Raw genomic sequence first — 24,814 nt, forward strand, 5'->3', positions numbered from 1 at the left:
CGCGAAGGAAATTCGCGAGCCGGGCCGGCCAGGGCGTGTCCCGCGCCCATGATCCGCTGACGGTGCGGCGATCACCCGGTCGAGCGGTCACCCGACATGACCATCCCGGGAGGTCGTACGCCCCGCACCCAGCGGAAGTCCGACCTCAGGTCAGAGGGAGACGCCGTGCGCCCGCAGGTAGGCGATCGGGTCGATGTCCGAGCCGTACTCCGAGCCGGTGCGGATCTCGAAGTGCAGGTGCGGGCCGGTCACGTTGCCGGTGGCACCCGAGAGGCCGATCTGCTGGCCGGCGGTGACGGTCTGACCGATCTTCACACCGATCGAGGACAGGTGCGCGTACTCGGCGTAGTGGCCGTCGGCGAGCTTGATCTCGACCTCGTTGCCGTAGGCGCCGCCGTTGCCGGCCTTCACCACGGTGCCGGCGCCGACGGCGCGCAGCGGGGTGCCGGTGGAGGCGACGAAGTCGGCACCGGTGTGGTGACCGGAGGCCCACATCGAGCCGGCCACGCCGTAGGCGGTGCCGAGCTTCGGGTTGGCGAGGGGGGCGACGAAGCCCGAGGTGCTGGCCGCGGCGGCCGGCGCCGCGGGGGCGGCCGGAGCGGCCGGCTTCGCGGCGGGGGCGGCCGGCTTGGCGGCCGGGGCCTCGGCGGGCTTGGCGGCCTGGACCGGCTTCGGGGCGGCGTGCTGGGCGGCCGGCTTCTGCGCGTCCTGCGAGACCTGCGGCTTGGCGGCCGGGGCGGCGGGCTTGGCGGCCTCGGCGGCGGCCGGAGCGGCGGCGGCCTTGGCACCCAGCGCGAGCTGCTGACCCGGGAAGATGAGGTTCGGGTTGGCACCGACGACCGAGCGGTTGTGGTCGTAGAGGGCCTTCCAGCCACCCTCGACCTGCTTGGCGTCGGCGATCTTCGACAGGGTGTCCCCGCCGACGACCTTGTAGCTCTCCTCGGCCGGCGCGGCGGCCGGCTTGGCGGCCTCGGCGGCCGGCTGCGCGGCAGCGGCCGGCGCGGCGTCGACGCTGGTGGCGCCGGTCCAGGTGGAGGTCTGGGCGGGCTTGGCGGCCGGGGCGGTGTGGGCCTGGGCGCTGATGGTGGTCACCAGCGGGAGGGCGAAAGCGGCGCCGGTCACGGCGGTGGCGATGCCGATGCGGGCGGCGCGGGGCAGGGTGATACGACGAGCCTGTGCGGGCATGGCGAACTGTCCTCTCCGACGCCTGCGAGGTGAGCTGTCGGGTTCGGGCTGGAGTTGCCCGGCCGCATAGCGCGGCTTCACCCCAAGCCGGACCGTGAATTCCGGTCCGGCGACTTACCTTTGGGTCCCCCGCTCCTGCCGTACAGAGTTCGGTTCGTACCACCGGGCAGCGGCAGGACTAGGCGTTCCACCCGGTGGCCACCCGGTCCAATGCCGGGCGGTCGCTGAACTAAAACTCATCCGCCCGGGCGAAGCAATGTCGATCTCTTGAATCGACAACCACTACCGGGAAGGCCGTGACACTCCGAATGATCGGCTGCACAGTATGTGCACAATCGATTCACCGCGTGCCACTGATCCACCACGCTCCGCCGATTTCGGTGTCCGTACGCATGCGATCGCCTACGGAAAGCCATCCGCCGACACACCCCCGGTGACCCTTGTCACGTCGCCTCCCGGGGCGCACGATCAGGCGGTGGCCACCTCCGAGGCCGGCACCCTGCGCCTGGGCACCGCGCAGGGCCGCTGGGTACTACTGGCGACGGTGCTCGGCTCCAGCATGGCGATGCTCGACGGCACCGTCGTCAACGTCGCACTGCCCCGGATCGGCACCGATCTCGGCGCTCCGCTCGCCGCCCTGCAATGGACGCTCAACGCCTATCTGCTCACCCTGGCCGGCCTGATCCTGCTCGGCGGCGCGCTCGGTGACCGCTACGGCCGGCGCCGCGTCTTCCTGATCGGCGTGCTCTGGTTCGCCGCCGCCTCGGCGGCCTGCGCCGCGGCCCCCACCATCGAGGTGCTGGTCGCCGCCCGCGCGGTGCAGGGCGTCGGCGGGGCGCTGCTCACCCCCGGCTCGCTGGCGATGCTCCAGGCGGTGTTCCACCCTGACGACCGCTCGGCGGCGGTCGGCCTCTGGTCCGGCCTCGGCGGGGTGTCCGCCGCGATCGGCCCGTTCCTCGGCGGCTGGCTGGTGGACGGCCCCGGCTGGCGGTGGATCTTCCTGTTGAACGTCCCGCTCGCCGCCCTGGTGGTCGCGGTTGCCTCCCGGCACGTCCCGGAGAGCCGGGACGAGAGCGCGACCGGCCGGTTCGACGTCCTCGGCGCGGCGCTGGCCGCGTTCGCGCTGGGCTCGGTCACCTACGCGCTGACCGCGGCGGGCGACGGGCTCTCGGCCGTGGTGTGGGTGTCCGGCGCGGCCGGCCTGCTGCTGGGCACGGCCTTCGTGATGGTCGAACGCCGCGTCCCGGAGCCGATGCTGCCGCTCGGCCTCTTCTCCTCCCGCCTGTTCACCGCGGTGAACCTGGTCACCCTCTGCGTCTACGCGGCGTTCAGCGGCGTCTTCTTCCTCCTGGTCGTCCAGCTGCAGATCGTCTCCGGCTTCTCCCCACTGGTCTCCGGGCTCGCCCTGCTGCCGATCACCGTGCTGATGCTCGCGCTGTCCGCCCGGGCCGGCCGGCTCGGCAAGCGGATCGGCCCGCGCCTCCCGCTCACCGTGGGGCCGCTGCTCTGCGCGACGGGGGTCCTGCTGATGCTGCGGATCGGCTCCGACGCCTCGTACTGGACGGACGTGCTGCCGGCCGCCACCGTGATGGGCTGCGGGATGGTCCTGCTGGTCGCGCCGCTGACCGCGACGGTGCTCGCGGCGGTGGAGGTCCGGCATGCCGGGATCGCCAGCGGCGTCAACAACGCCGCCGCCCGCGCGGCCGGGCTGCTCGCGGTGGCCGCCCTGCCGGCGCTGGCCGGGCTCAGCGGCGAGGCCTACCGGGTGCCGGCCGCGGTGGACTCCGCCTTCCGGACCGCGATGCTGATCTGCGCCGGGCTGCTGGTCACCGGCGCGATGACGGCGTTCACCACCGTCCGGGGCAACGTGCTGGCCCCCGAGGACCACCCGGTCGCCGAGCCGGACTGCACCTACGCCTGCGGCACCGCCCCTCCGCTGGATCCGGGCCATGCCGCCGCCGGACACGGCGAAGGCCCCGCCACCGGATCGGCGGCGGGGCCCACGAAGGCCTGAGGCAACGTCAGAGGATGTCGCCCGGGGCGTACTTGGCGGCCTCGGGGTAGGCGGCCGCGACGGCCTCGACCTGGCGGACCACCTCGGCGACCTGGGCACCGGCCGCGCCGGTGAAGGAGAGCCGGTCGGCCAGCAGCGCGTCCAGCCCGGCCCGGTCCAGCGGGATCCGCGCGTCCGCCGCCAGCCGGTCCAGCAGCTCGTTCTCCCGCGCGCCGGCCCGCATCGCCAGCGCCGAGGCGACGGCGTGCTCCTTGATGACCTCGTGCCCGGTCTCCCGGCCGACGCCCGCCCGCACCGCGCCCATCAGCACCTTGGTGGTGGCCAGGAACGGCAGGTAGCGGTCCAGCTCGGCCTCGATCACGGCGGGGAAGGCGCCGAACTCGTCGAGGACGGTCAGGAAGGTCTCCAGCAGGCCGTCGAAGGCGAAGAAGGCGTCCGGCAGCGCGACCCGGCGGACCACCGAGCAGGAGACGTCGCCCTCGTTCCACTGGTCGCCGCCCAGCTCGGCGGTCATCGAGGCGTACCCGCGCAGGATGACGGCCAGGCCGTTGACGCGCTCGCAGGAGCGGGTGTTCATCTTGTGCGGCATCGCGGAGGAGCCGACCTGGCCCTCCTTGAACCCCTCGGTGACCAGCTCGTGGCCGGCCATCAGGCGGATCGTCTTGGCCAGGCTGGACGGCCCGGCCGAGAGCTGGACGAGGGCGGTGAGCACCTCGAAGTCCAGCGAGCGCGGGTAGACCTGGCCGACGCTGGTCAGCACGTGGTCGAAGCCGAGGTGACCGGCCACCCGGCGCTCCAGCTCGGCGAGCTTGTCGGTGTCGCCGCCGAGCAGGTCCAGCATGTCCTGGGCGGTGCCGACCGGGCCCTTGATCCCGCGCAGCGGGTAGCGGGCGATCAGCTCCTCCAGCCGGCGGAAGGCGACCAGCACCTCGTCGGCGACGGTCGCGAAGCGCTTGCCCAGGGTGGTGGCCTGCGCGGCGACGTTGTGCGACCGGCCGGCCATGACCAGCTCGGAGTGCTGGGCGGCGAGCCGGCCCAGGCGGACCAGCACGGCGACCGTGCGGTCGCGGACGTGCTCCAGCGACTGGCGGATCTGCAGCTGCTCGACGTTCTCGGTCAGGTCCCGGGAGGTCATGCCCTTGTGGATCTGCTCGTGGCCGGCGAGGTCGCTGAACTCCTCGATCCGCGCCTTCACGTCGTGCCGGGTGACCCGCTCGCGGGCGGCGATCGAACCGAGGTCGACCTGGTCGATCACCCGCTCGTAGTCGGCGACGGCGCCTGCGGGCACCTCCACGCCGAGGTCCTGCTGGGCCTTCAGGACGGCGAGCCACAGGTGGCGCTCAAGGACCACCTTGTGCTCGGGGGACCACAGCTGGGCCAGGGTCGCCGAGGCGTACCGGGAGGCCAGGACATTGGGGATCTGGGGCTTCGCGCTCACGCTTCGCAAGCCTAACAGCCGAGGTCAGCGCGAGCGGCGGCGGACCGGGCGCTGCCGCCTCCCGCGCCCGCCCCGGCCGATCGCCGTACCGCTGTGCTGCCGTGCCGCCGTGCCGCCGTGCCGCCGTGCCGCTACACCGTGCCGGGCGAGCGCCCGGCGAGGACCGGCAGCACCTGCGCGCAGATCGAGTGCAGCGAGATCCGCTGCTCGTCCGTCATCGCCTCGAAGGCCTGGTGGGTACGGCTCATCTCGCCGCGGATCAGCCCGAGGATCTCGCGGCCCTGCTCGGTGATCACCACGATCTTGACCCGCCGGTCACCGGCCGCCGCCTCGCGGTTGGCCAGGCCGAGCGACTCCAGCCGGTCGACGATCCCCGTCACGTTGGAGGCGTCGCAGCCCAGCCGGCCGGCCAGCGCGCGCATCGGCACCGGCTCCTGCACCGCACCGAGGGCCTTCGCCTGGGAGGAGGAGAGGCCGTGCCGGGCCGCGGCTCCCGCGAAGTCCTGGAAGTAGGCGGCGCCGACGGCGGCCAACGCCTCCATCAACTCGGCGTTGGTCGGTACGGTCGTCGTCGCTGTCGAACCCATGGGGCCAGCGTACGACCGAGTGCTTCACCAACTCAAGCTTTGACCGGGGCAAAAGTCCGCAGGTCAACCGCTCGGCCCCGGAAGGGCCCCCGGACGGCCCCCGGGCACCCGACCGGTCGCCCTCAGAGCACCAGCTGGTCGAAGAGCCGCCGCAGCTCGGCCTCCGGGTCACCGGTCAGCCCGGTGTGCACCGGTCCCGGCTGGACGATGGCACTGCGCGGCGCCGTCAGCCAGCGGAACCGCTGCCCCGGACTGTCGCCCGCCGCCGGACCGGCCGCGGGCCCGCCCGCGCAGACCGCCTCGATCCCGTGCAGCGCCCGCCGCACCCCGGCGACGTCCGCCACCGGGTCGAGCGCCAGCAGCCGGGCCTGGTCCAGATGGGTCCGGGCGCCCAGGTGCGCGCTCTGCCGGCAGTACAGCAGCACCCCGACGTTGACGCACTCGCCGCGCTCGACCCGGGGCACCGCCCGGATCACCGCGTACTCGTAGTCGTGCAGCTCGACGGCCGGCGGGGCCGGCGTCACGGACTCGCTCATGCGGAGACCTCCGGCAGCCAGTCACGCGGACCGGCCAGTCGCCCGGTCAGCTGGGAGCGGTACGCGGCGCGCACCGCCTCGGGCGAGTCGAAGCCCGGCTCGTCCGCCAGCCAGACGTCCGGGATCCGCGCCACCGCCGCCTCCACCGCCGCCTCGGCGAGCGGCGCGAGCGCCTTGTCCGCGGCCACCAGATCGGGCTCCGCGCGCAACAGCGCGTGGTCGGAGGCGTCGTACGGGCGGCGGATCCAGCCGGCCGCGCCCGCCCAGTGGTGATGGAAGATCAGGCTGGCGCCGTGGTCGATCAGCCGCAGCCCGCCGGTGGCCACCAGCAGGTTGGGGTTGCGCCACGAGCGGTCGACGTTGCCGATCAGGGCGTCGAACCAGAGCACCTGCCCGGCCAGCCCGGCGTCCACCTCGAAGCAGAGCGGGTCGAAGTTGAGCGCCCCGCTGACGAAGGCCATCCCGAGGTTGCGGCCGCCGCTGGCCCGCATCTGGTCCTGGATCTGCGGGTCCGGCTCGCTGCGGGCCAGCACCGGGTCGAGGTCCACGGTGACCAACTCCGGTACCGGCAGCCCGAGCCGGCGGCCCAGCTCACCGGCCAGCACCTCCGCCACCAGCGCTTTGCGGCCCTGCGCGGCGCCGACCCATTTCAGGGCGTACAACCGCCGGTCGTCGGCCTCGACCAGGCCCGGCATCGAGCCGCCTTCTCGCAGTGGCGTCACATAACGGACCGCCGTCACCTCGGGGAGCACGCCGGACAGCCTATCGGGCATATGCGCGGACCGGGCGCCGCGTGCCGTCCCCGCCCGGCGCGGGCCTGCGCCATCCGCGCCGTCCGGTGGCAGCGCCCGCTCCGCCGTGCGAGTGTGGCTCAGAGTAGTGGGGACCTTGCACGGTACGAACTGCGAACTGCACTGTAAGGGATGAACGATGGAACGAGCTCGGATCCTGATCGTGGGCGGTGGCTTCGCCGGACTGGAGTGCGCTCGCCGGCTCGAACGCAAGCTCACGCCCTCGGAGGCGGAGATCTCGCTGGTCACGCCGTTCAGCTATCAGCTCTATCTGCCGCTGCTCCCGCACGTGGCGGCCGGGGTGCTGACCCCGCAGTCGGTCGCGGTCTCGCTCCGCCGGACGCTGCGCCGCACCCACATCGTCCCCGGCGGCGCGATCGGCGTCGACCCGCGTTCGAAGGTCTGCGTGGTCCGCAAGATCACCGACGAGGTCGTCGCGCAGAAGTACGACTACCTGGTGCTCGCGCCCGGCAGCGTGACCCGCACCTTCGACATCCCGGGCCTGACCGACTACGCGCGCGGCATGAAGACGCTCGCCGAGGCGACCTACGTCCGCGACCACGTCATCGCCCAACTCGACCTCGCCTCCGCCACCCTGGACCAGCGGGAGCGCGAGTCCCGGCTCCAGTTCGTGGTGGTCGGCGGCGGCTACGCGGGCACCGAGACCGCCGCCTGCCTCCAGCGGCTGACCACCGCGGCCGCCCGGCGCTACCCGCGGCTGGACGCCCGGCAGATCAAGTGGCACCTGATCGACATCGCCCCGAAGCTGATGCCGGAGCTCGGCGACGCCCTCGGCGTCGCCGCCCTGGAGGTGCTGCGCGAGCGCGGCATCGAGGTCTCGCTGGGCGTCTCGGTGGCCGAAGTCGGCGCCGAGTCGGTCAAGTTCACCGACGGCCGGGTGCTCCCCTGCCGGACGCTGATCTGGACGGCCGGCGTCGCGGCCAGCCCGCTGATCGGCACCCTGGACGCCGAGACGGTCCGCGGCCGGATCGCGGTCACCGCGGAGATGCGGGTGCCGCAGTTCGAGGGCGTCTTCGCACTCGGCGATGCCGCCGCCGTCCCGGACCTCGCGAAGGGCGACGGCGCGGTCTGCCCGCCCACCGCCCAGCACTCCGCCCGCCAGGGCCGGGCGGTGGCCAACAACGTGATCGCCGCGCTGCGCAACCAGCCGCTGGAGCCCTACTACCACAAGGACCTGGGCCTGGTGGTGGACCTCGGCGGCAAGGACGCGGTCTCCAAGCCGGTCGGCGTCGAACTGCGCGGCGTCCCCGCCCAGGTGGTCGCCCGCGGCTACCACCTGATGGCGATGCGCACCAACGTGGCGAAGTTCCGGGTCGGCGCCAACTGGCTGCTCAACGCCACCGCCGGCGACGACTTCGTCCGGACCGGCTTCCTGGCCCGCCAGCCCGCCCGGCTGCGGGACTTCGAGTACACCGACGCCTATCTGACGAAGGATCAGGTGCGCGCGCACGCCGAGGCGCTGCTCGCCAAGGGCTGACCCGCCGCGGCCGGTCCCCGCTCCCGCCCACTCGGGCCGGGGGCGGGGACCGGCCGCGCCGCGCGCTACCGCGCGGTGAGGTACATCCCGCTCGCGTCCTTGCCGGCCGTGTTGCGGCAGCCGTAGTTGCCGGTCGGCCGCGCGTACAGCAGGGTCAGGCACTGCCCGAGGGCCTGCTGGCCGTAGTAGTTCGGGTGCATCGACTCCTGGATCGTGCCCTGCGAGGCGCTGAGCCCGCCGTCGACGAACCGCGCCCACTCACTCGTGGTGGCGGACGGCGCGCTGCTCGAACTCGCCTGCTTGGTGGCCTTGGAACAGACCTCGCGCCCCTGCAGCATGTCCGCCAGGTCCAGGAACTGCGCCCCCTTCGCGGCGGCGACCCCGGCCAGCGCCCGCGAGATCTGCGGCACCAGCGAGTCCCGGGCCCAGTCGGCGTCGCCGTTCCAGAACGGACAGCCGCCGGTGTCGGACCGGCTCCAGCCGCTCTCCGGGTAGCGCATCTCGGCGCCGCGCGGGATCGGCGAGGGGTAGGACTGCAGCACGACCCGGTAGTCCCCGGTCGCGTAGCCCGCACCGGCCATCACGGTCCGGATCTCGTCCAGCGCCTTGCCGACCCCCGCCATCGCGCCGGGCATCCGGGAGTCGACCTCGCCCTGCTGGTCGTCGTGGCAGTAGGAGTACCAGACGAGGTAGTCCGTGACGCAGCTCTGGATCACGTCGGCGAAGCCGAGGTCGTTCCCGCCGATCGAGAGCGTGATCAGCTTGACGTTGTACTGCCGCGCCACGGAGGCGAGCTGGTCGGCCTGCGGCGCCTCGCCCTTGAACGACTGGCCGCCGTTCGCGGCCCGGAAGACGTTGGCGGCGACGGCCCCCGAGCAGGCCAGGTTCAGCTGGGTCTGGGTCACGGTCGGGGCGCTGCGCACCTCCGCGACGTCCGAGCGGTCGCACCCGCTGGCATACGTCGCGCCGTAGACCCCGCTCGGGTCGTAGGCGCTGCCGGTCCAGGCCCGGTCGGTACCGGACCGGCTCCCGCCGGTGACAACCGAGTTGCCCTTCCAGCGGCCGGCCTCGCCGGAGATGTAGCTGTCCCCCAGGGTGACGCTGGCGGTGGGCCCGGCCGGCACCGCGCCGGCGGCCGCGGCCGGTGCGGCGGCGCCGGCGACCAGGCCGGCCGCGCCGAGCGGCAGGGCGAGGGCGGCGGCGAGCAGCCGCCGGGCGAGGCGGGTGGTTCTGCGAGTGATGCTCGAACGGTTTTCGGGCACGGCGGAACTCCTGCGGTCGGTCTCGTCCGCACGGTGGGGGCGGGGAGACGCGGAGGTGAGGGTGGGCCGCCGGCCGGTGGCGCGATGAAGATGACATGCTCGCGCTTGTTACCGCTAGGTATCTGCACCAGGTTTCTCACTCTGTTACCGACCGGTTCAGATCGGTCGTGCACAGGATTCCCGGCCTGTTACCGACCGGTTCAGATCAGTCGCGAACCGGCACCGTCCGCTCCGAGCACGGCCGCCAGGTCGTCGGCCAGCCGCCGTGCCTCGGCCGGATCGAGCCGGGCGACGGTGATCCGCAGCCCCGGCGCGGACTGCAGGCGGAACCGCGCGCCCGGCGCCACGACCCAGCCGCGCTGCACCAGCGCGGCGAGCGCGCCGGTCTCGTCCGGGACGGGCACCCAGACGTTCAGCCCGCTCGCGCCGTGCGCCTCGATGCCACGGGCGGCCAGCTCCCCCAGCAGGGCGTCCCGGCGCGCCCGGTAGGCGGCGGCCACCCGTGCGGCCGGCGCCGCGTCGGTGCGCCACAGCTCGGCGACCGTGGCCTGCAGCAGATGGCTGACCCAGCCGGCCCCGAGCCGCTGACGGCCCTGCACCCGGCCGATGGTGTCGGCGTCCCCGACCGCGAAGGAGAGCCGCAGGTCCGGCCCGTAGGCCTTGGCCGCCGAGCGCACCACCACCCAGTGCTCGGAGCCGGCCCCGACCAGCGAGTGGAAGGGCTGGTCGACCATGCCGTGGCCGTGGTCGTCCTCGATCAGCAGCACCCCGGGATGGCCCGCCAGCACCGCCCGCAGCGCGGCCGCCCGGGCGGCGGTGACCACCGCGCCGGTCGGGTTCTGCGCGCGGCTGGTGACGACCACCGCGCGGACCCCGGCCGCCAGCGCCTCGGCGAGCGCCTCCGGCAGCGGCCCCTCGTCGTCCAGCCGGACGGGGGCGGCCCGCAGCCCGAGGGCGGGCAGCAGGTCCATCAGGCTCCCCCACCCCGGGTCCTCGACGGCGACGGCGTCCCCGGGGCGCAGCCGGGTGGCGAGGATCCGCTCGATGGTGTCGAGCGAACCGGAGTTGATGGCGATCGGCGCGTCGGGCAGGCCGTCGGCGCGGAAGCCCGCCCCGGCCAGGGCCAGGAGCCCCGGATCGGCGGAGGGGCGCCCGTAGAGCACCGGGTCGCGGCGGGCGGCCTCGGCCGCGGCGGCGAGGGCCGGGGTGAGGTCGGGGAGCAGCGCCGGGTCGGGGTTGCCGTTGGAGAGGTCCCGGGCGTCCGGCGGGACGGGCACCCGGATCTGGTCGCGCGGAGTGAGCGCCGGCCGCGGGCGGATCCGGCTGCCCTTGCGGCCGGCGGTCTCGATCACCCCCCGGTCGCGGAGCAGCCGGTAGGCGGCGGCGACGGTGTTGGGGTTGACGCCGAGTTCGGCGGCCAGGTCGCGCAGCGGGGGCAATGCGGTGCCGGGCGCGAGCCGCCCGGTGCTGACGTTCTGCTCGACGTCGGCCGCGATCTCGCTGGCGCGCCGTCCCTTGATCGGATAGTCTCCTAGCACAAAAGAGATTATGCACTAGTACATAGAGGTTGTCATGTCAGACGGCACCGCGTCCTACGCCCGTACCCCGCGCACCACCCCCACCCGCTACAAGGACCGCGCCACCTGGGAGCGGGACGCGATCCACGCGATCCTCGACAGCACCTACCTCTGCCACCTCGGCTTCGTCGTCGACGGCGCCCCCGTCGTGCTGCCGACCATCTTCGCCCGGGTCGGCGACCGCCTCTACGTCCACGGCTCCACCGGCAGCCGGCCGCTGCGCGGCGCCAAGGGCGACCAGGGCATGCCGGTCTGCGTCACCGTCACCCTGGTCGACGCCCTGGTGCTGACCAAGTCCGCGTTCAACCACTCGATCAACTTCCGCTCGGTGGTCGCCCACGGCACGGCCCACCAGGTCACCGACCCGGTGGAGCTGTCGGTCGCGCTGGACGCGCTGGTCGACCAGACCGTCCCCGGCCGCTCCGCCGAGGTCCGGCCGGCCAACGCCAAGGAGCTGGCCGCCACCGCCGTCGTCCGGCTCGACCTCGACGAGGTCTCGGCCAAGACCCGCGCCGACGAGGCCGACGACGACGAGGCGGACCTCGACCTCCCGTACTGGGCCGGCGTCGTGCCGGTGACCACGGTGTACGGCGCCCCCGTGCCGGACGCCTCCACCACCGTGCCGCTCCCCGCGCACCTGCGCGACTTCACCCGCTGAGGGGCTCCCCATGCTGATCAGGTCCTGGGACCGGGGTGACGAGGCCGAGTGGCGGGCCTGGCTCGCCCAGGGCCGCGACTTCGGCCTGCTCGCCGCCAACGGCCTGCCCGGCCAGGGGCCCGTCCTGGTCCCCACCCACTTCCTGCTGGACGTCGAGCGGGGCGAGATCCTGCTGCACCTCGCCGCGCCCAACCCGCTGTTCGCCGCCGTCCGGGTCGACCCCGAGGTCACCCTCGCGGTCACCGACGACTACGCCTTCGCCCCCGGCCACTGGCGCGGCGAGCCGGGCACGCCGACCAGCTACTACGCCTCCGTCCAGTTCCTCTGCACGGCCGAGATCGTCGAGGACGCGGCCGGCAAGGCGGCGATCCTCAACCGGCAGCTGGCGCACTTCCAGCCGGAGACCCCGGACACCCGGGTGGCCCCGGGCGAGGCGCCCTTCGGCCCGCTCCTGTCGGGCCTGCGCGGGCTGCGGCTGACGGTCCGCACGGTGCGCGCCAAGTTCAAGTACGACGACAAGAAGGGCGCGGCGGAGCAGCGGGCCGTCGCCGACCGGCTGGCCGAACGCGACCGGGGCCTGGACGCCGCCGCCCGCACCCAGCTCCTCAGGCGTAACGCGCGGCGCACGGGGTAGCAGCGCTGACGCCAAGTCACCCGATCGGCTCGATTTCGGGCGAAGCCGGGACGCCGCTGATCGAATGTGTGACGAATCCTGCCCCCTCGGCTGTGCCGGCGGGCCCGTCCACCCGGGGAGCGCGCGTGTCCACAGCCACATCCCGTCCGGCCTCCGGCGAGGCGCATCTCGGACACGTCGTCTTCATCTCGGCGGCGGCCGCGATGGGCGGCTTCCTGTTCGGCTACGACAGCGCGGTGATCAACGGTGCGGTGACCGGCATCCAGAAGCACTTCGCGGTCGGCAACGGCGAGACCGCCTTCGTGGTGGCCATCGCCCTGCTCGGCTCGGCCGGCGGGGCGGTGATCGCCGGCCGGCTCGCCGACCAGTTCGGCCGGGTCCGCACCATGCTGCTGGCCGCCACACTGTTCGCGATCAGCGGCATCGGCTCGATGTTCCCGCCGAGCATCCAGGTGCTGGCCACCTGGCGGGTGGTCGGCGGCGTCGCGATCGGCATCGCCTCGGTGATCGCCCCGACCTACATCGCGGAGGTCGCGCCCACCGCCTACCGCGGCCGGCTGGCGTCCTTCCAGCAGATGGCGATCGTGCTCGGCATCACCGTCTCCCAGCTCGCCAACTGGGCCCTCAACCAGGCCGCCGGCGGCGACTCCACCGGTCACCTGGGCGGCATCCAGGCCTGGCAGTGGATGCTCGGCGTCGAGACCGTCCCGGCCCTCGTCTACGGGCTGATGGCGCTGGCCATCCCGGAGTCGCCGCGCTACCTGATCGCCGACCGCCGCGAGGCGCAGGCCCGCAAGGTGCTGCTGGAGGTGGAGGGCGAGGGGGTCGACCTCGACGCCCGGGTCACCGAGATCCGCGCGGTGCTGGAATCCGCCCACAAGCCCCGGGCCAGGGACCTGCTGGGCGGCCGCTTCGGGCTGCTGCCGATCGTCTGGATCGGCATCGGCGCCTCGGTGTTCCAGCAGTTCGTCGGCATCAACGTGATCTTCTACTACTCGTCCTTCCTCTGGCAGTCCGTCGGCATCAACGAGTCGAACTCGCTGCTGATCAGCCTCTCCACCTCGATCGTCAACGTGGTCGGCACGGTGGTCGCCATGGCCCTGGTCGACCGGATCGGCCGCAAGCCGCTCGCGCTGGCCGGATCGGCCGGCATGGCGCTGGCGCTGGGCACCGCCGCCTGGGCCTTCTCCTTCCGGCACGGCACCGGCGACGCCGCCACCCTGGACGACACCTACGCCACCGTCGCGCTGGTCGCCGCGCACGTCTTCGTGTTCTGCTTCGCCTTCTCCTGGGGCGTGGTGGTCTGGGTCCTGCTCGGCGAGATGTTCCCCAACCGGATCCGGGCGCTCGCCCTCTCCGTCGCCGCCTCGGCCCAGTGGATCGCCAACTGGGCGATCACCGTCAGCTTCCCCGACCTCGCGGACTGGAACCTGTCGGCGACCTACGTCATCTACGCGGCCTTCGCCCTGCTCTCGATCCCCTTCGTGGCCTTCTGCATCAAGGAGACCAAGGGCCGGGCGCTGGAGGAGATGGGCTGATCCGCCGCGCCGCGCCGGCGCGGGGGGCCGGCGCCGACCACGCTCCCGGACGCCCCCTCGGCGCCGGCCCCCCAGCAGCCCTCGCCGCGCCGCGCGGCCCGTCCCCACCGAGAGGAAGCCATGCCTGAGCAGGGCGGCTCCCGGCAGAACGTCACCTTCCCGAGCAACGGCCGCCAGGCCCACGGCTATCTGGCCCGGCCCGAGCGGGGCGTCGGCCCCGGCCTGGTGGTGGTGCAGGAGTGGTGGGGGCTCACCTCCCACGTGGCCGCGATGGCGGACCGCTTCGCCGCCGAGGGGTTCACCGTCCTCGCCCCCGACCTGTTCGGCGGCGCGACCGCCCACGACAGTGCCGAGGCGGCCCGGCTGAAGCGCGAACTCCCGGTCGAGCGGGCGGTGGTGGACCTGCGCGGCGCGGTCGGGTACCTGCTCGGCCTGGACGGCGTGGTCGGCGACGCGGTCGGCGTGGTCGGGTTCTGCATGGGCGGCGGCTTCGCGCTGCTGCTGGCCGCCGCCGAGGGCGACCGGGTGGCCGCCGTGGTGCCGTTCTACGGGCTGCCGCCCGATCCGGACTTCGACTACCGGGGCCTCACCGCCCACGTGCTGGGGCACTACGCCGAGCACGACCGGTCGATCCCGATGGCCGCCGTCGACGAGGCGGCGATCCGGATCGGCGAGGCGACCGACGTCCGGCCCGAGATCCACTTCTATCCGGCCGGGCACGCCTTCATGAACGACGAGAACCGCCCCGGCTCCTACGACCCGCTCCAGGCCCGGACGGCCTGGCGGCGCACCCTCAGCTTCCTCCGGGGCCACCTCGGCTGAGCGTGCCCGCCGGTGCGGCACGCCGCGTCCCGGCCGCCCGCCGTGAGGCCCGCACGCCACCTCTCGGCCCCCGCCGTAAGGCCCGAAACCCGGTGGACAGCTGTCACGTCCCCCGGCATAGTCACCAGGTGCAGAGCCAACCCCCACCCCCGCACCGACGCCGCTTCCCCTGGGCCGGCCGCAACTTCCGCATCCAGACCGCCGCCACCGTGGTCAGCGGCCTCGGCAACGCCGGAGCCCCGATCGCCACCGCCTTCGCGGTGATGGCGAGCGGCGGCTCCACCGCCGAGGTCGGCTACGTCACCGCCGCCCGGCTGGTCCCGGTCGTCCTACTGCTGATGATCGGCGGCGCCCTCGCCGACCGTCTGCCGCGCCACCACGTCATGGTCGCCGCCAACCTGTTCAGCGCCGTCTCCCAGGCGGTCCTGGCCGCGCTGGTCCTGGCCGGTCAGGCGCAGCTCTGGCAGCTGATGCTGCTCTCCGCGGCGGGCGGCGCCGGGCACGCCTTCTACGCCCCCGCCTCCGAGGGCATGATCATGCAGAGCGTGGCCGCGGAGCACGCCGGCCGGGCGTTCTCGGTCTTCCGGCTGGCGCTGAACTCCGCGCAGATCGGCGGCATGGCGCTCGGCGGCGCCCTCACCGCCGCCGTCGGCCCCGGCTGGGTGCTCGCGGTGGACGCCGGCTGCTTCCTGGTCGCCGCGGCCCTGCGGTTCTTCCTGGAGGCCGAGGCCGCCGCCCCCGCCGCGGCCGGCGGCGGCATGCTGCGCGACCTGCGCGAGGGCTGGCAGGAGTTCGCCTCCCGCCGCTGGCTCTGGGTGATCGTGCTCCAGTTCGCCGTGCTGATGGCCTGCATCACCGCCGTGGACGCGGTGTACGGGCCGATCGTCGCCGAGCAGCGGCTGGAAGGCGCCGGCGACTGGGGCCTGGCGCTCGCCGCGCACGGGATCGGCCTGGTGGTGACCGGCCTGCTGATGGTCCGCTGGCAGCCCCGCCGGATCCTGCTGATCGGCAACTGGGGCGTCTTCCTCTTCGGCCTGCCGGCGCTGGCCCTCGCGCTGGCCGCGCCGCTGCCGGTACTCGTCGCGGCGATGTTCCTGTCCGGCGCCGGGGTCACCGTGTTCGGCGTCAACTGGATGGTCGCCCTGCAGCAGGAGATTCCCGCCGAGATGTTCTCCCGGGTCTCCGCCTACGACCAGCTGGGCTCGCTCTCGCTGGCCCCGGTCGGCACCGCGCTGGCCGGGCCGGCCGCGGTCGGGCTGGGCCTGACCGGCGCGCTCTGGGCCTGTGCGGCGCTCTGCCTGCTGCTCAGCGCCCTCGTCCTGCTGGAGCCGCAGGTCCGCCGGCTCTCCCGGCGCGCCGCTCCGGCCTCCGTCGCGCGGCCCGTCGAGCCCGCCACTGTCGGCTGAGCGCCCCCGCGCCCCCCGCGCGCGCCCTCCGCCGGGCAACCACCGGCGTACGCCACTCGTCCGACCGGATGACAGAGACGTCTTGACCTGGGGGGCGCCCGGTGCCGAAGCCACTGCTGTTCCTGGATGTCGACGGGGTGCTCAACCCCGTCTGCCCGAGACCCGAGGCCGGGTTCGACGCGCACACCCTGCTCGGCTACAGCGTCCTGCTCTCCGCCCGGCACGGCGAGTGGCTGCGTGAACTGGCCGACACCTACGAACTGGTCTGGGCCACCACCTGGGAGGAGGAGGCCAACACCCACATCGCCCCGGCGATCGGGCTGCCCCGGCTGCCGGTGGTCCGCTTCGCCGGCTACGTCCCGCAGCCCGGCGACCCGCGGGTACCGCTGATGGAGCTGTTCTCCGCCCACAAGTGGGCCCCCCTGCTGCGGTACGCCGCCGGCCGGCCGTTCGCCTGGACGGACGACGTCATCCCGCCCCGCCTGGTCCGCAACGCCCTCTGGCGCCGTGACCGCCTCCTGCTGCCCATCGACCCGGGCCAGGGCCTGGAGCGCCGGCACGTGGACCGGCTGCTGGCCCGCCCGCCGCGCCCCCTGGCCGTCCGCCCGGCGGTCAGCCGGTGGGCAGCCAGCTGACGTGGCCGGCCAGCAGCGCGTACCCGACGAAGGCCACCGTGTCGATCAGCGCGTGCGCCGCCACCAGGGGCATCACCCGCCCCCAGCGCCGGTACAGCAGGCAGAACACCGCGCCCATCACCATGTTCCCGACCAGCCCGCCCACCCCCTGGTACAGGTGGTACGAACCCCGCAGCACCGAGCCGGCCACCAGCGCGGCCGGCCACGACCAGCCCAGTTGCCCGAGCCGGCGCAGCAGGTAGCCGAGGACGACGACCTCCTCCAGGATGGCGTTCTGCCAGGCGGAGGCGACCAGCACCGGGATCCGCCACCAGACGTCGGGCAGCCCGGACGGCGCCACCGTCAGGTTGTAGCCGGCCGCCTGCGAGCCCAGGTAGAGCACCAGCCCGGTGCCGCCGATCGCGGCCGCGACGGCGGCGCCCCGGCCGAGGTCGCGCAGCTTCTGTCCGAGGTCGAACCCGAGCACCCGCAGCGAGGTGCCCTCTCGCACCAGCAGGTAGCCGACCAGCACCACCGGCATCAGCCCGCGCGCGATGTAGTAGACCTGCCAGGCGAGGTCCAGCCAGGGGCGGCCGGGCGCCCGTGAGGAGTTCAGGGTGGCGACCTGCTGGCCGAGCTGGAGCGTCTCGGTCAGCGAGCCCGTGAAGCTGATCAGCGCGCCGACGCCGCTCGCCCCCAGGGAGAGGCCGAGGACGATCAGCAGTTCCACGCCGAGCAGCCGGCGCGTGGGCCGCGCGGTCTCCGGTTGGGTCGGGGCGGTGGTCACGGGGTGCTCCAGCGGTCCGGCGTCGCTCCGGCCGTCGGCCGACCGCCGGAGCGGTCATCCTTCCACAGGGCACTCCCCGTCAGGGCCGCGGAGTGCCCCCGCCACGGGGCCGCCCGGCCCTACCCCACCGGCCAGGTGTGCACGGGCTCGCCGACCCGCATGTACTCGATGTAGCGCCGGGTCATCGCGGCGAGCGCGGCCGGGCGGTCCATCCCGAACTGCTCGCGCAGCCGGTGGAAGGTGGCGCTCTGCCAGGAGGCGCCGTTGACCCGGCGCAGGCAGCGCTGCTCGATGATGCCGAGGTAGCGGTCCCGGTCGGCCGGCTCCACGCCCCACTCGTCCAGCCCCTGGGAGGCCATCGGCAGCAGCTCGTTCAGCACCAGGTCGACCGCGGGGACGGTGGCCAGGCCCCCGCCGCGCCCGGCCCGGCCCTGCCGCGGCCACTGGAACACGGCGTCGACGCCGTACCGGGCGGCCTGCCGGAAGTTCTCGTCGGCCCGCTCGAACGGCAGCCTGGTCCAGATCGGCCGCGACTGCTCCGCGAGCACCCGGACGAGCCCGTAGTAGAAGGCCGCGTTGGCCAGCGTGTCGGCGACGGTCGGACCGGCCGGCAGCGCGCGGTTCTCCACCCGCAGGTGCGGCACGCCGCCGCTGACGTCGTACACCGGGCGGTTCCACCGGTAGATGGTGCCGTTGTGCAGCCGCATCTCGGCCAGCCGCGGCACGCCGCCGGAGGCCAGCACCTTCACCGGGTCCTCGTCGTCGCAGATCGGCAGCAGCGCCGGGAAGTACCGCAGGTTCTCCTCGAACAGGTCGGACGCCGAGTCCACCCAGCGCTCGCCGAACCAGGTGATCGGCCGTACGCCCTGCGCCTTGAGTTCGGCCGAACGGGTGTCGCAGGCCTGCTGGAAGAGCACCGGCCTGGTCTCCCGCCACAGCTCCCGGCCGAACAGGAACGGCGAGTTGGCGCCGAGCGCCAGTTGCGGGCCGCAGATCGCCTGGGCCGCGTTCCAGACCGAGGAGAACCGCTCGGGGGTCACCTGGAGGTGCAGTTGCAACGAGGTCGCGGCGGCCTCGGCGACCATGGTGATCGACTCCAGCTGGAGGTGCTCGACGCCCTCGATGTCCAGCGTGATGTCCTCCCCCCGGGCGGCCAGGATCTGGTCGCTGAGCAGGCTGTACCGCTGGTTGTGGGACATCGCGTCCAGCCCGGTGTGGTCGTGCTCCAGGGTCGGCAGGATGCCGACCATCACGATCCGCGCGCCGGCCTCGGCGGCCCGCCGGTCGGCGTAGCGCAGCCCGGTGTCGATCTCCTCGCGCAGTTCCTCGAAGACGTGGCCGGCGAGCCGGTGCGGGGCGATGTTGACCTCGATGTTGAACTGGCCCAGCTCGGTCTGGAAGTCACTGGAGCCGATCGAGCTGAGCACCTGCGCGTTGCGCATCACCGGCAGGCCCTGCTCGTCGGCCAGATTGAGCTCGATCTCCAGCCCCATCACGGCGCGGGGCCGGTCGAAGCGGTCCTCTCGCAGCATCCGCTCCAGCGCGTCCTGGCAGGACTGGAGCTTGCGCCGGTACAGCTGCCGGTCCGACAGGTCCGCGCGCGTCGCCACGACCTTCTCGCCCATGATCCCCTCCTCCTGAGCGGCCGGCCGACCGACCGTGCAAGCATCATGCCCACCCCGAAGATCGATACCCGATCGCTTCGACCGGCTTGCAATGCAAGGGAACTGATGGTCTTTCAGCACATCCGTCGACTTGCCCGGCGCCACCGCCTGTGATAAACAGGTCACCCTGTGCACCTGTTCGATAGAATTCGCACTGCGCCCAAGGCCGGCCCGCTGTCGATCCGAACACCCTCGTCGACGGCAGCGGCGGCGCCCGCACCGCGATCATGCACAACCGGACACGGCCAGGTTCCGTCACCGACGACACACCGCGCCATGCCGGTATGCCGCACTCGCACGCCGATCTCGCACGGAGAGGCGACCCCGCCATGACTCTGCAGACCCCCCAGCCCCCGCCCAGCGCCCTGCGCGCGGTCCTCGCCGCGCTCGACTCGGAGACCGCGCTGCGCCAGCCCGCCGCCGCCGCGCTGCGTCATCCGACCGGCCCGCTGCTGCCCGCGCATCCGCTCGCGGTCCACGTCCTGGACGGGCCCCGACCCGAGCTCGCCGCCGCCCGGCGGACGGGCTGGCGGTTCCTGATCAAGGACGGCGCCGAGGTGGCGGCCGCGGCCGAGGTGGTCCAGGGCGTCGAGGGCCACGTCTTCTCGCACTTCACCGCCGGGCCGTACCTGGACTCCACCGTCCGGGCACTGCGCCAGGCCTGGCAGCTCGCCCAGACCTCGCGGACCCGACGGCAGCCCCGGCTGCTCACCTTTCCGGGCCAGTACGCCACCGCGCTCTGGCTGCACAGCCCGGACGCCGGCCCCGACGCGGACCAGCTGATCCCACTGGCCCCGGCCCCGCTCGGCGTCACCGCGCACCGCGCCTACCCGGCGGCCGACCTGCTGCCCGTCCTCACCCGCGCCCCGCTCGCCAGGCCACTGCTGCTCGGCTCCTCCTGAACGCTCCCGCGTCACCCCCGCGCCACCCGTACCCACCCGGACGGGTCATAGGGCATGGCCGAATCGAGTCAGCCGCCCCTTGACCCGTCCGGCGCTCATTCACGTCTGCCGCCACCTGAACGGGTGATCTCTGCCCGGTAGTTGTGGCGCATGTCACGAAATTGCTGCGCGATCGCCCCGGGATGCCGACACTGGGAACCAGCGTGGAAGGACCCCCTGTCCTACCCACTTGAGCGCCGGTCCACACCTGGCCCGGCGCCGGACAGGATCCGACTACCGCGGCGGCTCCCGCCGGTCACCCGGCGGCGCCGCACCACGGGGAGGATCGCCAAGCGAAGCGAGGGTACGCGTATGTGCCAGCACCGTCCTGAGTGCCCGTCGGCGGAGTCCGAGGACCGCGAGGCGGCCGTACCGGTGGCCTGCCACCCGGAGCAGGGCTGGAGCCTGCTCTGCAACGGCGTCCTGGTCTTCGAGGACACCGGCGAACTGCTGCCCGACGGCCGGGTGATCGCCCCGCGCCGCCCCGTCGCACACGCCGCCTGACCGGCCGACGGCGGGGTCGGCCGCCGAGCGACACCGACGACGCAGGACAACGGGCAGGGCCCCGGCGGAGAAGACTCCGCCGGGGCCCTGCCGTACCGCGTCAGTCGGCTCAGGAGCCGTACTCGTCCAGCGGCGGGCAGGAGCAGACCAGGTTGCGGTCGCCGTACGCGCCGTCGATCCGGCTGACCGGCGGCCAGTACTTGTCCGCCGGGTTCACGCCCGCGGGGAAGACGGCCTCCTGGCGCGAGTAGCCGTGCGCCCAGTCACCGGCCAGCGCGCCCGCGGTGTGCGGGGCGTTGCGCAGCGGGTTGTCCTCGGCCGGCCACGCGCCCGAGCCGACCTTGTCGATCTCGGCCCGGATCTCGATCATCGCGTCGCAGAAGCGGTCGATCTCGTGCAGGTCCTCGGACTCGGTCGGCTCGATCATCAGGGTGCCGGCCACCGGGAAGGACATCGTCGGCGCGTGGAACCCGTAGTCGATCAGGCGCTTGGCGATGTCGTCCACCGTCACGCCGGTCTCCTTGGTGAGCGGGCGCAGGTCGATGATGCACTCGTGCGCGACCAGGCCGCCGGGACCGGTGTAGAGCACCGGGAAGTGCGGGGCCAGGCGCTTGGCGATGTAGTTGGCGTTCAGCACCGCCACCTGGGTGGCCCGCTTGAGGCCCTCCCCGCCCATCAGCCGGACGTACGCCCAGGAGATCGGCAGGATGGCCGCCGAGCCCCACGGGGCGGCCGAGATCGGGCCGACGCCGGTGGCCGGGCCCGCCTCGGACTGCAGCGGGTGGTTCGGCAGGTACGGCGCCAGGTGCGCGCGCACCGCCACCGGGCCGACGCCCGGGCCGCCGCCGCCGTGCGGGATGCAGAAGGTCTTGTGCAGGTTCAGGTGCGAGACGTCCGCGCCGAACTTGCCCGGCTTGGCGAGGCCGACCAGGGCGTTCAGGTTGGCGCCGTCCACGTAGACCTGGCCGCCGGCCTCGTGCACCAGGGCGCAGATGTCGGTGATCTGGGTCTCGTACACGCCGTGGGTGGACGGGTAGGTGACCATCAGCACCGCGAGGTTGTCGCGGTGCTGCTCGATCTTCGCCCGGAGGTCCTCGACGTCCACGTCGCCGTCGACCAGGGTCTTGACCACGACCACGCGCATACCGGCCATCACGGCGGAGGCCGCGTTGGTGCCGTGCGCGGAGGACGGGATCAGGCAGACGTCGCGCTGCACGTCACCGTTGGCGTGGTGGTAGGCGCGGACGGCCAGCAGACCGGCCAGCTCGCCCTGCGAGCCGGCGTTCGGCTGGATCGAGACGGCGTCGTAACCGGTGACCTCGACCAGCTGCTGCTCCAGCTGGCGGATCAGGGTGAGGTAGCCCTGGGCCTGGTCGATCGGCGCGAACGGGTGCAGCTGGCCGAACTCCGGCCAGGTCACCGGCTCCATCTCGGTGGTCGCGTTGAGCTTCATGGTGCAGGAGCCCAGCGGGATCATGCCGCGGTCCAGCGCGTAGTCGCGGTCCGACAGGCGGCGCAGGTAGCGCAGCATGGCGGTCTCCGAGCGGTGGCTGTGGAAGACCGGGTGGGTCAGGTACTCGTCCTCGCGCAGCAGCGCGGCCGGCAGCGCCTCGGCGCTCTCCGGAGTCTCGACGCCCTCGACGCCGAACGCGGCCCAGACGCCCGCCAGGTGCTCGCGGGTGGTGGTCTCGTCGGTGGAGACCGAGATCCGGTCCTCGCCGTCCTGGTACACGTTGATGCCGTGGGCGCGGGCGGCCTCGGCGATCGCGGCGGCGCGGCCGGGGACGACCGCGGTGACGGTGTCGAAGAACTCGCCGTGCAGCAGCTCGACACCGCCGGCCCGCAGGCCCTCGGCGAGGGCGGCGGCGTAGCGGTGGGTACGGCGGGCGATGTCGGCCAGGCCGTCCGGGCCGTGGTAGACGGCGTACATCGAGGCCATCACGGCCAGCAGCACCTGGGCGGTGCAGATGTTGCTGGTCGCCTTCTCGCGGCGGATGTGCTGCTCGCGGGTCTGCAGGGCCAGCCGGTAGGCGCGGTTGCCGTCGGCGTCGACGGAGACGCCGACCAGGCGGCCGGGCAGCGAGCGGGCGTACTCGGCGCGCACCGAGAGGTAGCCGGCGTGCGGGCCGCCGAAGCCCATCGGCACGCCGAAGCGCTGCGAGGTGCCGCAGGCGATGTCGGCGCCGAGCGAGCCCGGGGACTTCAGCAGGGTCAGCGCCAGCAGGTCGGCGGCGACGGCGACGATCGCACCGAGGCCGTGGGCCTGCTCGATCACCGGGGCGAGGTCGCGGACCACACCGGTCGCGCCGGGGTACTGGAGCAGCACGCCGAAGACGCCGCGCTCGGCGATCTCGGCCGGGATGCCGGCGGAGAGGTCGGCGACGACGACCTCGACGCCGGTCGGCTCGGCGCGGGTCCGGATCACCGCGACGGTCTGCGGCAGGGTCTCGACGTCGACCAGGAAGACGCCGCCCTTGACCTTGGTGACACGGCGGGCCAGGGACATCGCCTCGGCGGCCGCGGTGCCCTCGTCCAGCAGCGAGGAGCCGGAGGTGGGCAGACCAGTGAGGTCGGAGACCACGGTCTGGAAGTTGAGCAGCGCCTCCAGGCGGCCCTGCGAGATCTCCGGCTGGTACGGCGTGTACGCGGTGTACCAGGCCGGGTTCTCCAGGACGTTGCGCAGGATCACCGGCGGGGTGAAGGTGCCGTAGTAGCCCAGGCCGATCATCGGCTGGAGGACGGTGTTGCGACCGGCCAGCTCGCGCAGCTCGGCGAGGACCTGCGCCTCGCTGCGGCCGGCGGGCAGGTCCAGCCCGGTGATGGAGCGGATCGCCTCGGGCACGGCGGTGGCGGCGAGCTCGTCCAGCGAGCCGTAGCCCACCTGGGCCAGCATCTTCTCCTGCGCGGCGACGTCGGGGCCGATGTGGCGGTTCTCGAAGGGGCTGGCCTGCTCGAGCTCGGTGAGGGTCACGGGGGTGGTGGTGCGTCCCGCGTTCGGCTGGGCGTTCATGGTGGTCGAGGCCTCCTGGTCACGGACCGGCGGGGGTACGCACGCCGGGCGGCACCGCCGCTGCGGACGACAGCGGACAGGCCTGGGGCGGACGGACCCGACAGGCCTCCCCCTCTGTCATCGGGACCTGAGAGCTTCACCCGCGCGAGGCGCTGTGGCGCCCCGCCGGCTTGCACCGTCGGTGAGGGTGGTGCCGCCGGCTCCCTCGCCGGCAGTCCTGCCCTGCTTTCCAGAGTGACCTATCCCACACGGTACGGATGCCTGAGAGATTCCGGGGAGGAGTTGCTCCTTCGGCGCCCCGACCAGCGACTTCCGCTCTCGGGGACTCTCCCGAGCGGGCTCGGCGGTCGCGCCCAGGGTACCAGCGGCAGGCGCCTCGATCACGGGTGCGTCCTGGCAGGTGAACAGCCGGTCCGTGACCCGGACGGCGCAGCACCGGGCCCGTCCGGCCGCACCCCGGTCGCGCCGGTCCGGTTCATGGCTTTTGGTGTGAAGTGGCGGATGGGACGGGCGGGCCGGCCGCCGGCCTGCGGGCGTTCCGCAGGCGCGACGCACTGGAGGAAAGAGTGCAGACCGATATCGACCCCCGGGACCTCATCGGCCACAAGGCGGTCGACCGCAACGGAGACAAGATCGGCACGGTCGACGAGGTGTACCTGGACGACGCCACCGGGCAGCCCGAATGGGCGGCCGTCCGGACCGGCATCTTCGGCCGGGACGCCTTCGTCCCCTTGACCACGAGCGAGTTCTCCGGCGACGAACTGCGGGTGCCCTACGACAAGTCCCTGGTGAAGGAGTCACCGGACTTCGGCGTGGGCCAGCACCTGTCACCCGCCCAGGAGCTCCAGCTCTACCGCTACTACGGGCTGGACACCCAGGTGGACGGCCGGCCGTCGGCCGGTGACGGCTCCGGCTCCGAGCCGGCCGACCTCGACTTCGGCAGCGTGCCGGCCGCCGCCCCGGCGGCAGCGGCGGGCACCGCCGCGGTGGCGGGCGTCGCCGCGGCGAAGCCCGCCGACCAGTCGGTCTCGGCGGCCCCGGCGAAGCCGCTCGCCTTCCACTCGGCCGACAGCATGGCCCCGCCCCTCACCGTCCCCCCGGCCGCCGACCTCGGCAAGCCGTCCGAACCTGCTACGGAGCCCAACGTGCGGACCCTCGACACCACCGCGCCCGCCACCCCGTCGGCGCCCGTCGCACCGGAGCAGCGGCCGCCGGCGGCCCCGCTCGTCACGGGCGGCCCCGACGGCGCCGAGGTGGCGGCCCCCCCGGCCGCCACCACCCGCACCCCCGCGCCCGCCCCGGTCTCTTATAAACAAATGACGCAGCCGACCCATATGAGAGTGTAGTT

At 73.6% G+C, this 24,814-nt stretch carries 20 protein-coding genes, 1 pseudogene and 2 riboswitches; of the genes and pseudogenes, 11 read left to right on the forward strand and 10 right to left on the reverse strand.

Annotated features, from left to right (window positions below):
* Window positions 1–150: 150 nt before the first annotated feature.
* Window positions 151–1,185 (reverse strand): peptidoglycan DD-metalloendopeptidase family protein, encoded by a 1,035-nt coding sequence (locus tag ACFWA9_RS28225; RefSeq protein WP_380390687.1) that lies wholly within the window; start codon window positions 1,183–1,185, stop codon window positions 151–153.
* A gap of 4 nt (window positions 1,186–1,189) precedes the next feature.
* Window positions 1,190–1,350, reverse strand: a riboswitch (cyclic di-AMP (ydaO/yuaA leader).
* Between the two features lie 310 nt (window positions 1,351–1,660).
* Here ACFWA9_RS28225 and ACFWA9_RS28230 point away from each other — a divergent pair.
* Complete coding sequence (locus ACFWA9_RS28230; protein ID WP_380390689.1) at window positions 1,661–3,199, forward strand: MFS transporter; 1,539 nt, start codon at window positions 1,661–1,663, stop codon at window positions 3,197–3,199.
* A gap of 7 nt (window positions 3,200–3,206) precedes the next feature.
* Here the strand turns inward: ACFWA9_RS28230 and purB are convergent, their stop codons facing one another.
* The 4 genes from purB to ACFWA9_RS28250 form a co-directional block, all read right to left on the reverse strand.
* On the reverse strand, window positions 3,207–4,637 hold the full coding sequence (purB, locus tag ACFWA9_RS28235) for an adenylosuccinate lyase (protein ID WP_352291788.1): 1,431 nt from the start codon (window positions 4,635–4,637) through the stop codon (window positions 3,207–3,209).
* A 131-nt stretch (window positions 4,638–4,768) separates the two neighbouring features.
* Entirely contained in the window at window positions 4,769–5,224 is a 456-nt protein-coding gene (locus ACFWA9_RS28240; protein WP_329490895.1) for a MarR family transcriptional regulator, read from the reverse strand.
* 122 nt (window positions 5,225–5,346) lie between these two features.
* Window positions 5,347–5,760, reverse strand: a complete 414-nt coding sequence (locus ACFWA9_RS28245; RefSeq protein ID WP_329490894.1) for a DUF3037 domain-containing protein — start codon at window positions 5,758–5,760, stop codon at window positions 5,347–5,349.
* On the reverse strand, window positions 5,757–6,512 hold the full coding sequence (locus ACFWA9_RS28250) for a HipA family kinase (protein ID WP_352291790.1): 756 nt from the start codon (window positions 6,510–6,512) through the stop codon (window positions 5,757–5,759). Before ACFWA9_RS28250 ends, ACFWA9_RS28245 begins: the two co-directional genes overlap by 4 nt.
* A 178-nt stretch (window positions 6,513–6,690) precedes the next feature.
* On the opposite strand from ACFWA9_RS28250, the gene ACFWA9_RS28255 reads away from it, so the two are divergent.
* Window positions 6,691–8,049: an NAD(P)/FAD-dependent oxidoreductase gene (locus ACFWA9_RS28255; protein ID WP_329490892.1), complete on the forward strand. Its 1,359-nt coding sequence runs from the start codon at window positions 6,691–6,693 to the stop codon at window positions 8,047–8,049.
* Between the two features lie 65 nt (window positions 8,050–8,114).
* Here ACFWA9_RS28255 and ACFWA9_RS28260 read toward each other — a convergent pair whose 3' ends face one another.
* Window positions 8,115–9,311, reverse strand: coding sequence for a GDSL-type esterase/lipase family protein (locus ACFWA9_RS28260; RefSeq protein ID WP_380390692.1), 1,197 nt, complete (start codon window positions 9,309–9,311; stop codon window positions 8,115–8,117).
* Between the two features lie 200 nt (window positions 9,312–9,511).
* Window positions 9,512–10,849, reverse strand: a complete 1,338-nt coding sequence (locus ACFWA9_RS28265) for an aminotransferase class I/II-fold pyridoxal phosphate-dependent enzyme (RefSeq protein WP_380390694.1) — start codon at window positions 10,847–10,849, stop codon at window positions 9,512–9,514.
* 34 nt (window positions 10,850–10,883) lie between these two features.
* On the opposite strand from ACFWA9_RS28265, the gene ACFWA9_RS28270 reads away from it, so the two are divergent.
* The 6 genes from ACFWA9_RS28270 (at window position 10,884) to ACFWA9_RS28295 (ending at window position 16,581) form a co-directional block, all read left to right on the forward strand.
* Window positions 10,884–11,546, forward strand: a complete 663-nt coding sequence (locus ACFWA9_RS28270; RefSeq protein ID WP_380390696.1) for a pyridoxamine 5'-phosphate oxidase family protein — start codon at window positions 10,884–10,886, stop codon at window positions 11,544–11,546.
* A gap of 10 nt (window positions 11,547–11,556) precedes the next feature.
* Complete coding sequence (locus tag ACFWA9_RS28275; protein ID WP_380390698.1) at window positions 11,557–12,180, forward strand: FMN-binding negative transcriptional regulator; 624 nt, start codon at window positions 11,557–11,559, stop codon at window positions 12,178–12,180.
* Between the two features lie 125 nt (window positions 12,181–12,305).
* On the forward strand, window positions 12,306–13,718 hold the full coding sequence (locus tag ACFWA9_RS28280; protein ID WP_359806366.1) for a sugar porter family MFS transporter: 1,413 nt from the start codon (window positions 12,306–12,308) through the stop codon (window positions 13,716–13,718).
* A 120-nt stretch (window positions 13,719–13,838) separates the two neighbouring features.
* Window positions 13,839–14,540, forward strand: coding sequence for an alpha/beta fold hydrolase (locus tag ACFWA9_RS28285; protein WP_329490886.1), 702 nt, complete (start codon window positions 13,839–13,841; stop codon window positions 14,538–14,540).
* 128 nt (window positions 14,541–14,668) lie between these two features.
* Complete coding sequence (locus ACFWA9_RS28290) at window positions 14,669–15,946, forward strand: MFS transporter (RefSeq protein WP_380390701.1); 1,278 nt, start codon at window positions 14,669–14,671, stop codon at window positions 15,944–15,946.
* A gap of 101 nt (window positions 15,947–16,047) precedes the next feature.
* On the forward strand, window positions 16,048–16,581 hold the full coding sequence (locus ACFWA9_RS28295) for an HAD domain-containing protein (protein WP_380390703.1): 534 nt from the start codon (window positions 16,048–16,050) through the stop codon (window positions 16,579–16,581).
* Here the strand turns inward: ACFWA9_RS28295 and ACFWA9_RS28300 are convergent.
* Both ACFWA9_RS28300 and ACFWA9_RS28305 read right to left on the reverse strand, forming a co-directional pair.
* Window positions 16,559–17,347, reverse strand: a complete 789-nt coding sequence (locus tag ACFWA9_RS28300; RefSeq protein WP_352291806.1) for a CPBP family intramembrane glutamic endopeptidase — start codon at window positions 17,345–17,347, stop codon at window positions 16,559–16,561. The two genes, ACFWA9_RS28295 and ACFWA9_RS28300, sit on opposite strands and share 23 nt — an antisense overlap.
* Window positions 17,348–17,466: 119 nt before the next feature.
* Window positions 17,467–18,972 (reverse strand): glutamate--cysteine ligase, encoded by a 1,506-nt coding sequence (locus tag ACFWA9_RS28305; RefSeq protein ID WP_380390705.1) that lies wholly within the window; start codon window positions 18,970–18,972, stop codon window positions 17,467–17,469.
* A gap of 368 nt (window positions 18,973–19,340) precedes the next feature.
* Here ACFWA9_RS28305 and ACFWA9_RS28310 point away from each other — a divergent pair, with 368 nt between their 5' ends.
* Window positions 19,341–19,913 carry a hypothetical protein gene (locus ACFWA9_RS28310; protein ID WP_352291810.1) on the forward strand — a complete coding sequence of 191 codons (573 nt, stop codon included), beginning with the start codon at window positions 19,341–19,343 and terminating at the stop codon, window positions 19,911–19,913.
* A 351-nt stretch (window positions 19,914–20,264) separates the two neighbouring features.
* Window positions 20,265–20,456 carry a DUF5999 family protein gene (locus ACFWA9_RS28315; protein ID WP_329490880.1) on the forward strand — a complete coding sequence of 64 codons (192 nt, stop codon included), beginning with the start codon at window positions 20,265–20,267 and terminating at the stop codon, window positions 20,454–20,456.
* A gap of 109 nt (window positions 20,457–20,565) precedes the next feature.
* Here ACFWA9_RS28315 and gcvP read toward each other — a convergent pair whose 3' ends face one another.
* Window positions 20,566–23,466: an aminomethyl-transferring glycine dehydrogenase gene (gene gcvP, locus ACFWA9_RS28320; RefSeq protein WP_329490879.1), complete on the reverse strand. Its 2,901-nt coding sequence runs from the start codon at window positions 23,464–23,466 to the stop codon at window positions 20,566–20,568.
* A 239-nt stretch (window positions 23,467–23,705) separates the two neighbouring features.
* Window positions 23,706–23,809, reverse strand: a riboswitch (glycine riboswitch).
* Window positions 23,810–24,032: 223 nt separating this feature from the next.
* Between gcvP and ACFWA9_RS28325 the strand changes: the two are divergent.
* Window positions 24,033–24,407, forward strand: a pseudogene (locus ACFWA9_RS28325) (PRC-barrel domain-containing protein); the annotation flags it as partial.
* Window positions 24,408–24,814: the final 407 nt, after the last annotated feature.

It is taken from the genome of Kitasatospora sp. NPDC059973, from assembly GCF_042737525.1.
Taxonomy (GTDB): domain Bacteria; phylum Actinomycetota; class Actinomycetes; order Streptomycetales; family Streptomycetaceae; genus Kitasatospora.

Excerpts from the sequence above, each read along its gene's own strand:
- ACFWA9_RS28225 (WP_380390687.1), bottom strand. The coding sequence starts at position 1,185 with ATGCCCGCACAGGCTCGTCGTATCACCCTGCCCCGCGCCGCCCGCATC.
- ACFWA9_RS28240 (WP_329490895.1), bottom strand. The coding sequence starts at position 5,224 with ATGGGTTCGACAGCGACGACGACCGTACCGACCAACGCCGAGTTGATG.
- ACFWA9_RS28245 (WP_329490894.1), bottom strand. The coding sequence starts at position 5,760 with ATGAGCGAGTCCGTGACGCCGGCCCCGCCGGCCGTCGAGCTGCACGAC.
- ACFWA9_RS28255 (WP_329490892.1), top strand. The coding sequence starts at position 6,691 with ATGGAACGAGCTCGGATCCTGATCGTGGGCGGTGGCTTCGCCGGACTG.
- ACFWA9_RS28270 (WP_380390696.1), top strand. The coding sequence starts at position 10,884 with ATGTCAGACGGCACCGCGTCCTACGCCCGTACCCCGCGCACCACCCCC.
- ACFWA9_RS28275 (WP_380390698.1), top strand. The coding sequence starts at position 11,557 with ATGCTGATCAGGTCCTGGGACCGGGGTGACGAGGCCGAGTGGCGGGCC.
- ACFWA9_RS28285 (WP_329490886.1), top strand. The coding sequence starts at position 13,839 with ATGCCTGAGCAGGGCGGCTCCCGGCAGAACGTCACCTTCCCGAGCAAC.
- ACFWA9_RS28305 (WP_380390705.1), bottom strand. The coding sequence starts at position 18,972 with ATGGGCGAGAAGGTCGTGGCGACGCGCGCGGACCTGTCGGACCGGCAG.
- ACFWA9_RS28310 (WP_352291810.1), top strand. The coding sequence starts at position 19,341 with ATGACTCTGCAGACCCCCCAGCCCCCGCCCAGCGCCCTGCGCGCGGTC.
- ACFWA9_RS28315 (WP_329490880.1), top strand. The coding sequence starts at position 20,265 with ATGTGCCAGCACCGTCCTGAGTGCCCGTCGGCGGAGTCCGAGGACCGC.
- gcvP (WP_329490879.1), bottom strand. The coding sequence starts at position 23,466 with ATGAACGCCCAGCCGAACGCGGGACGCACCACCACCCCCGTGACCCTC.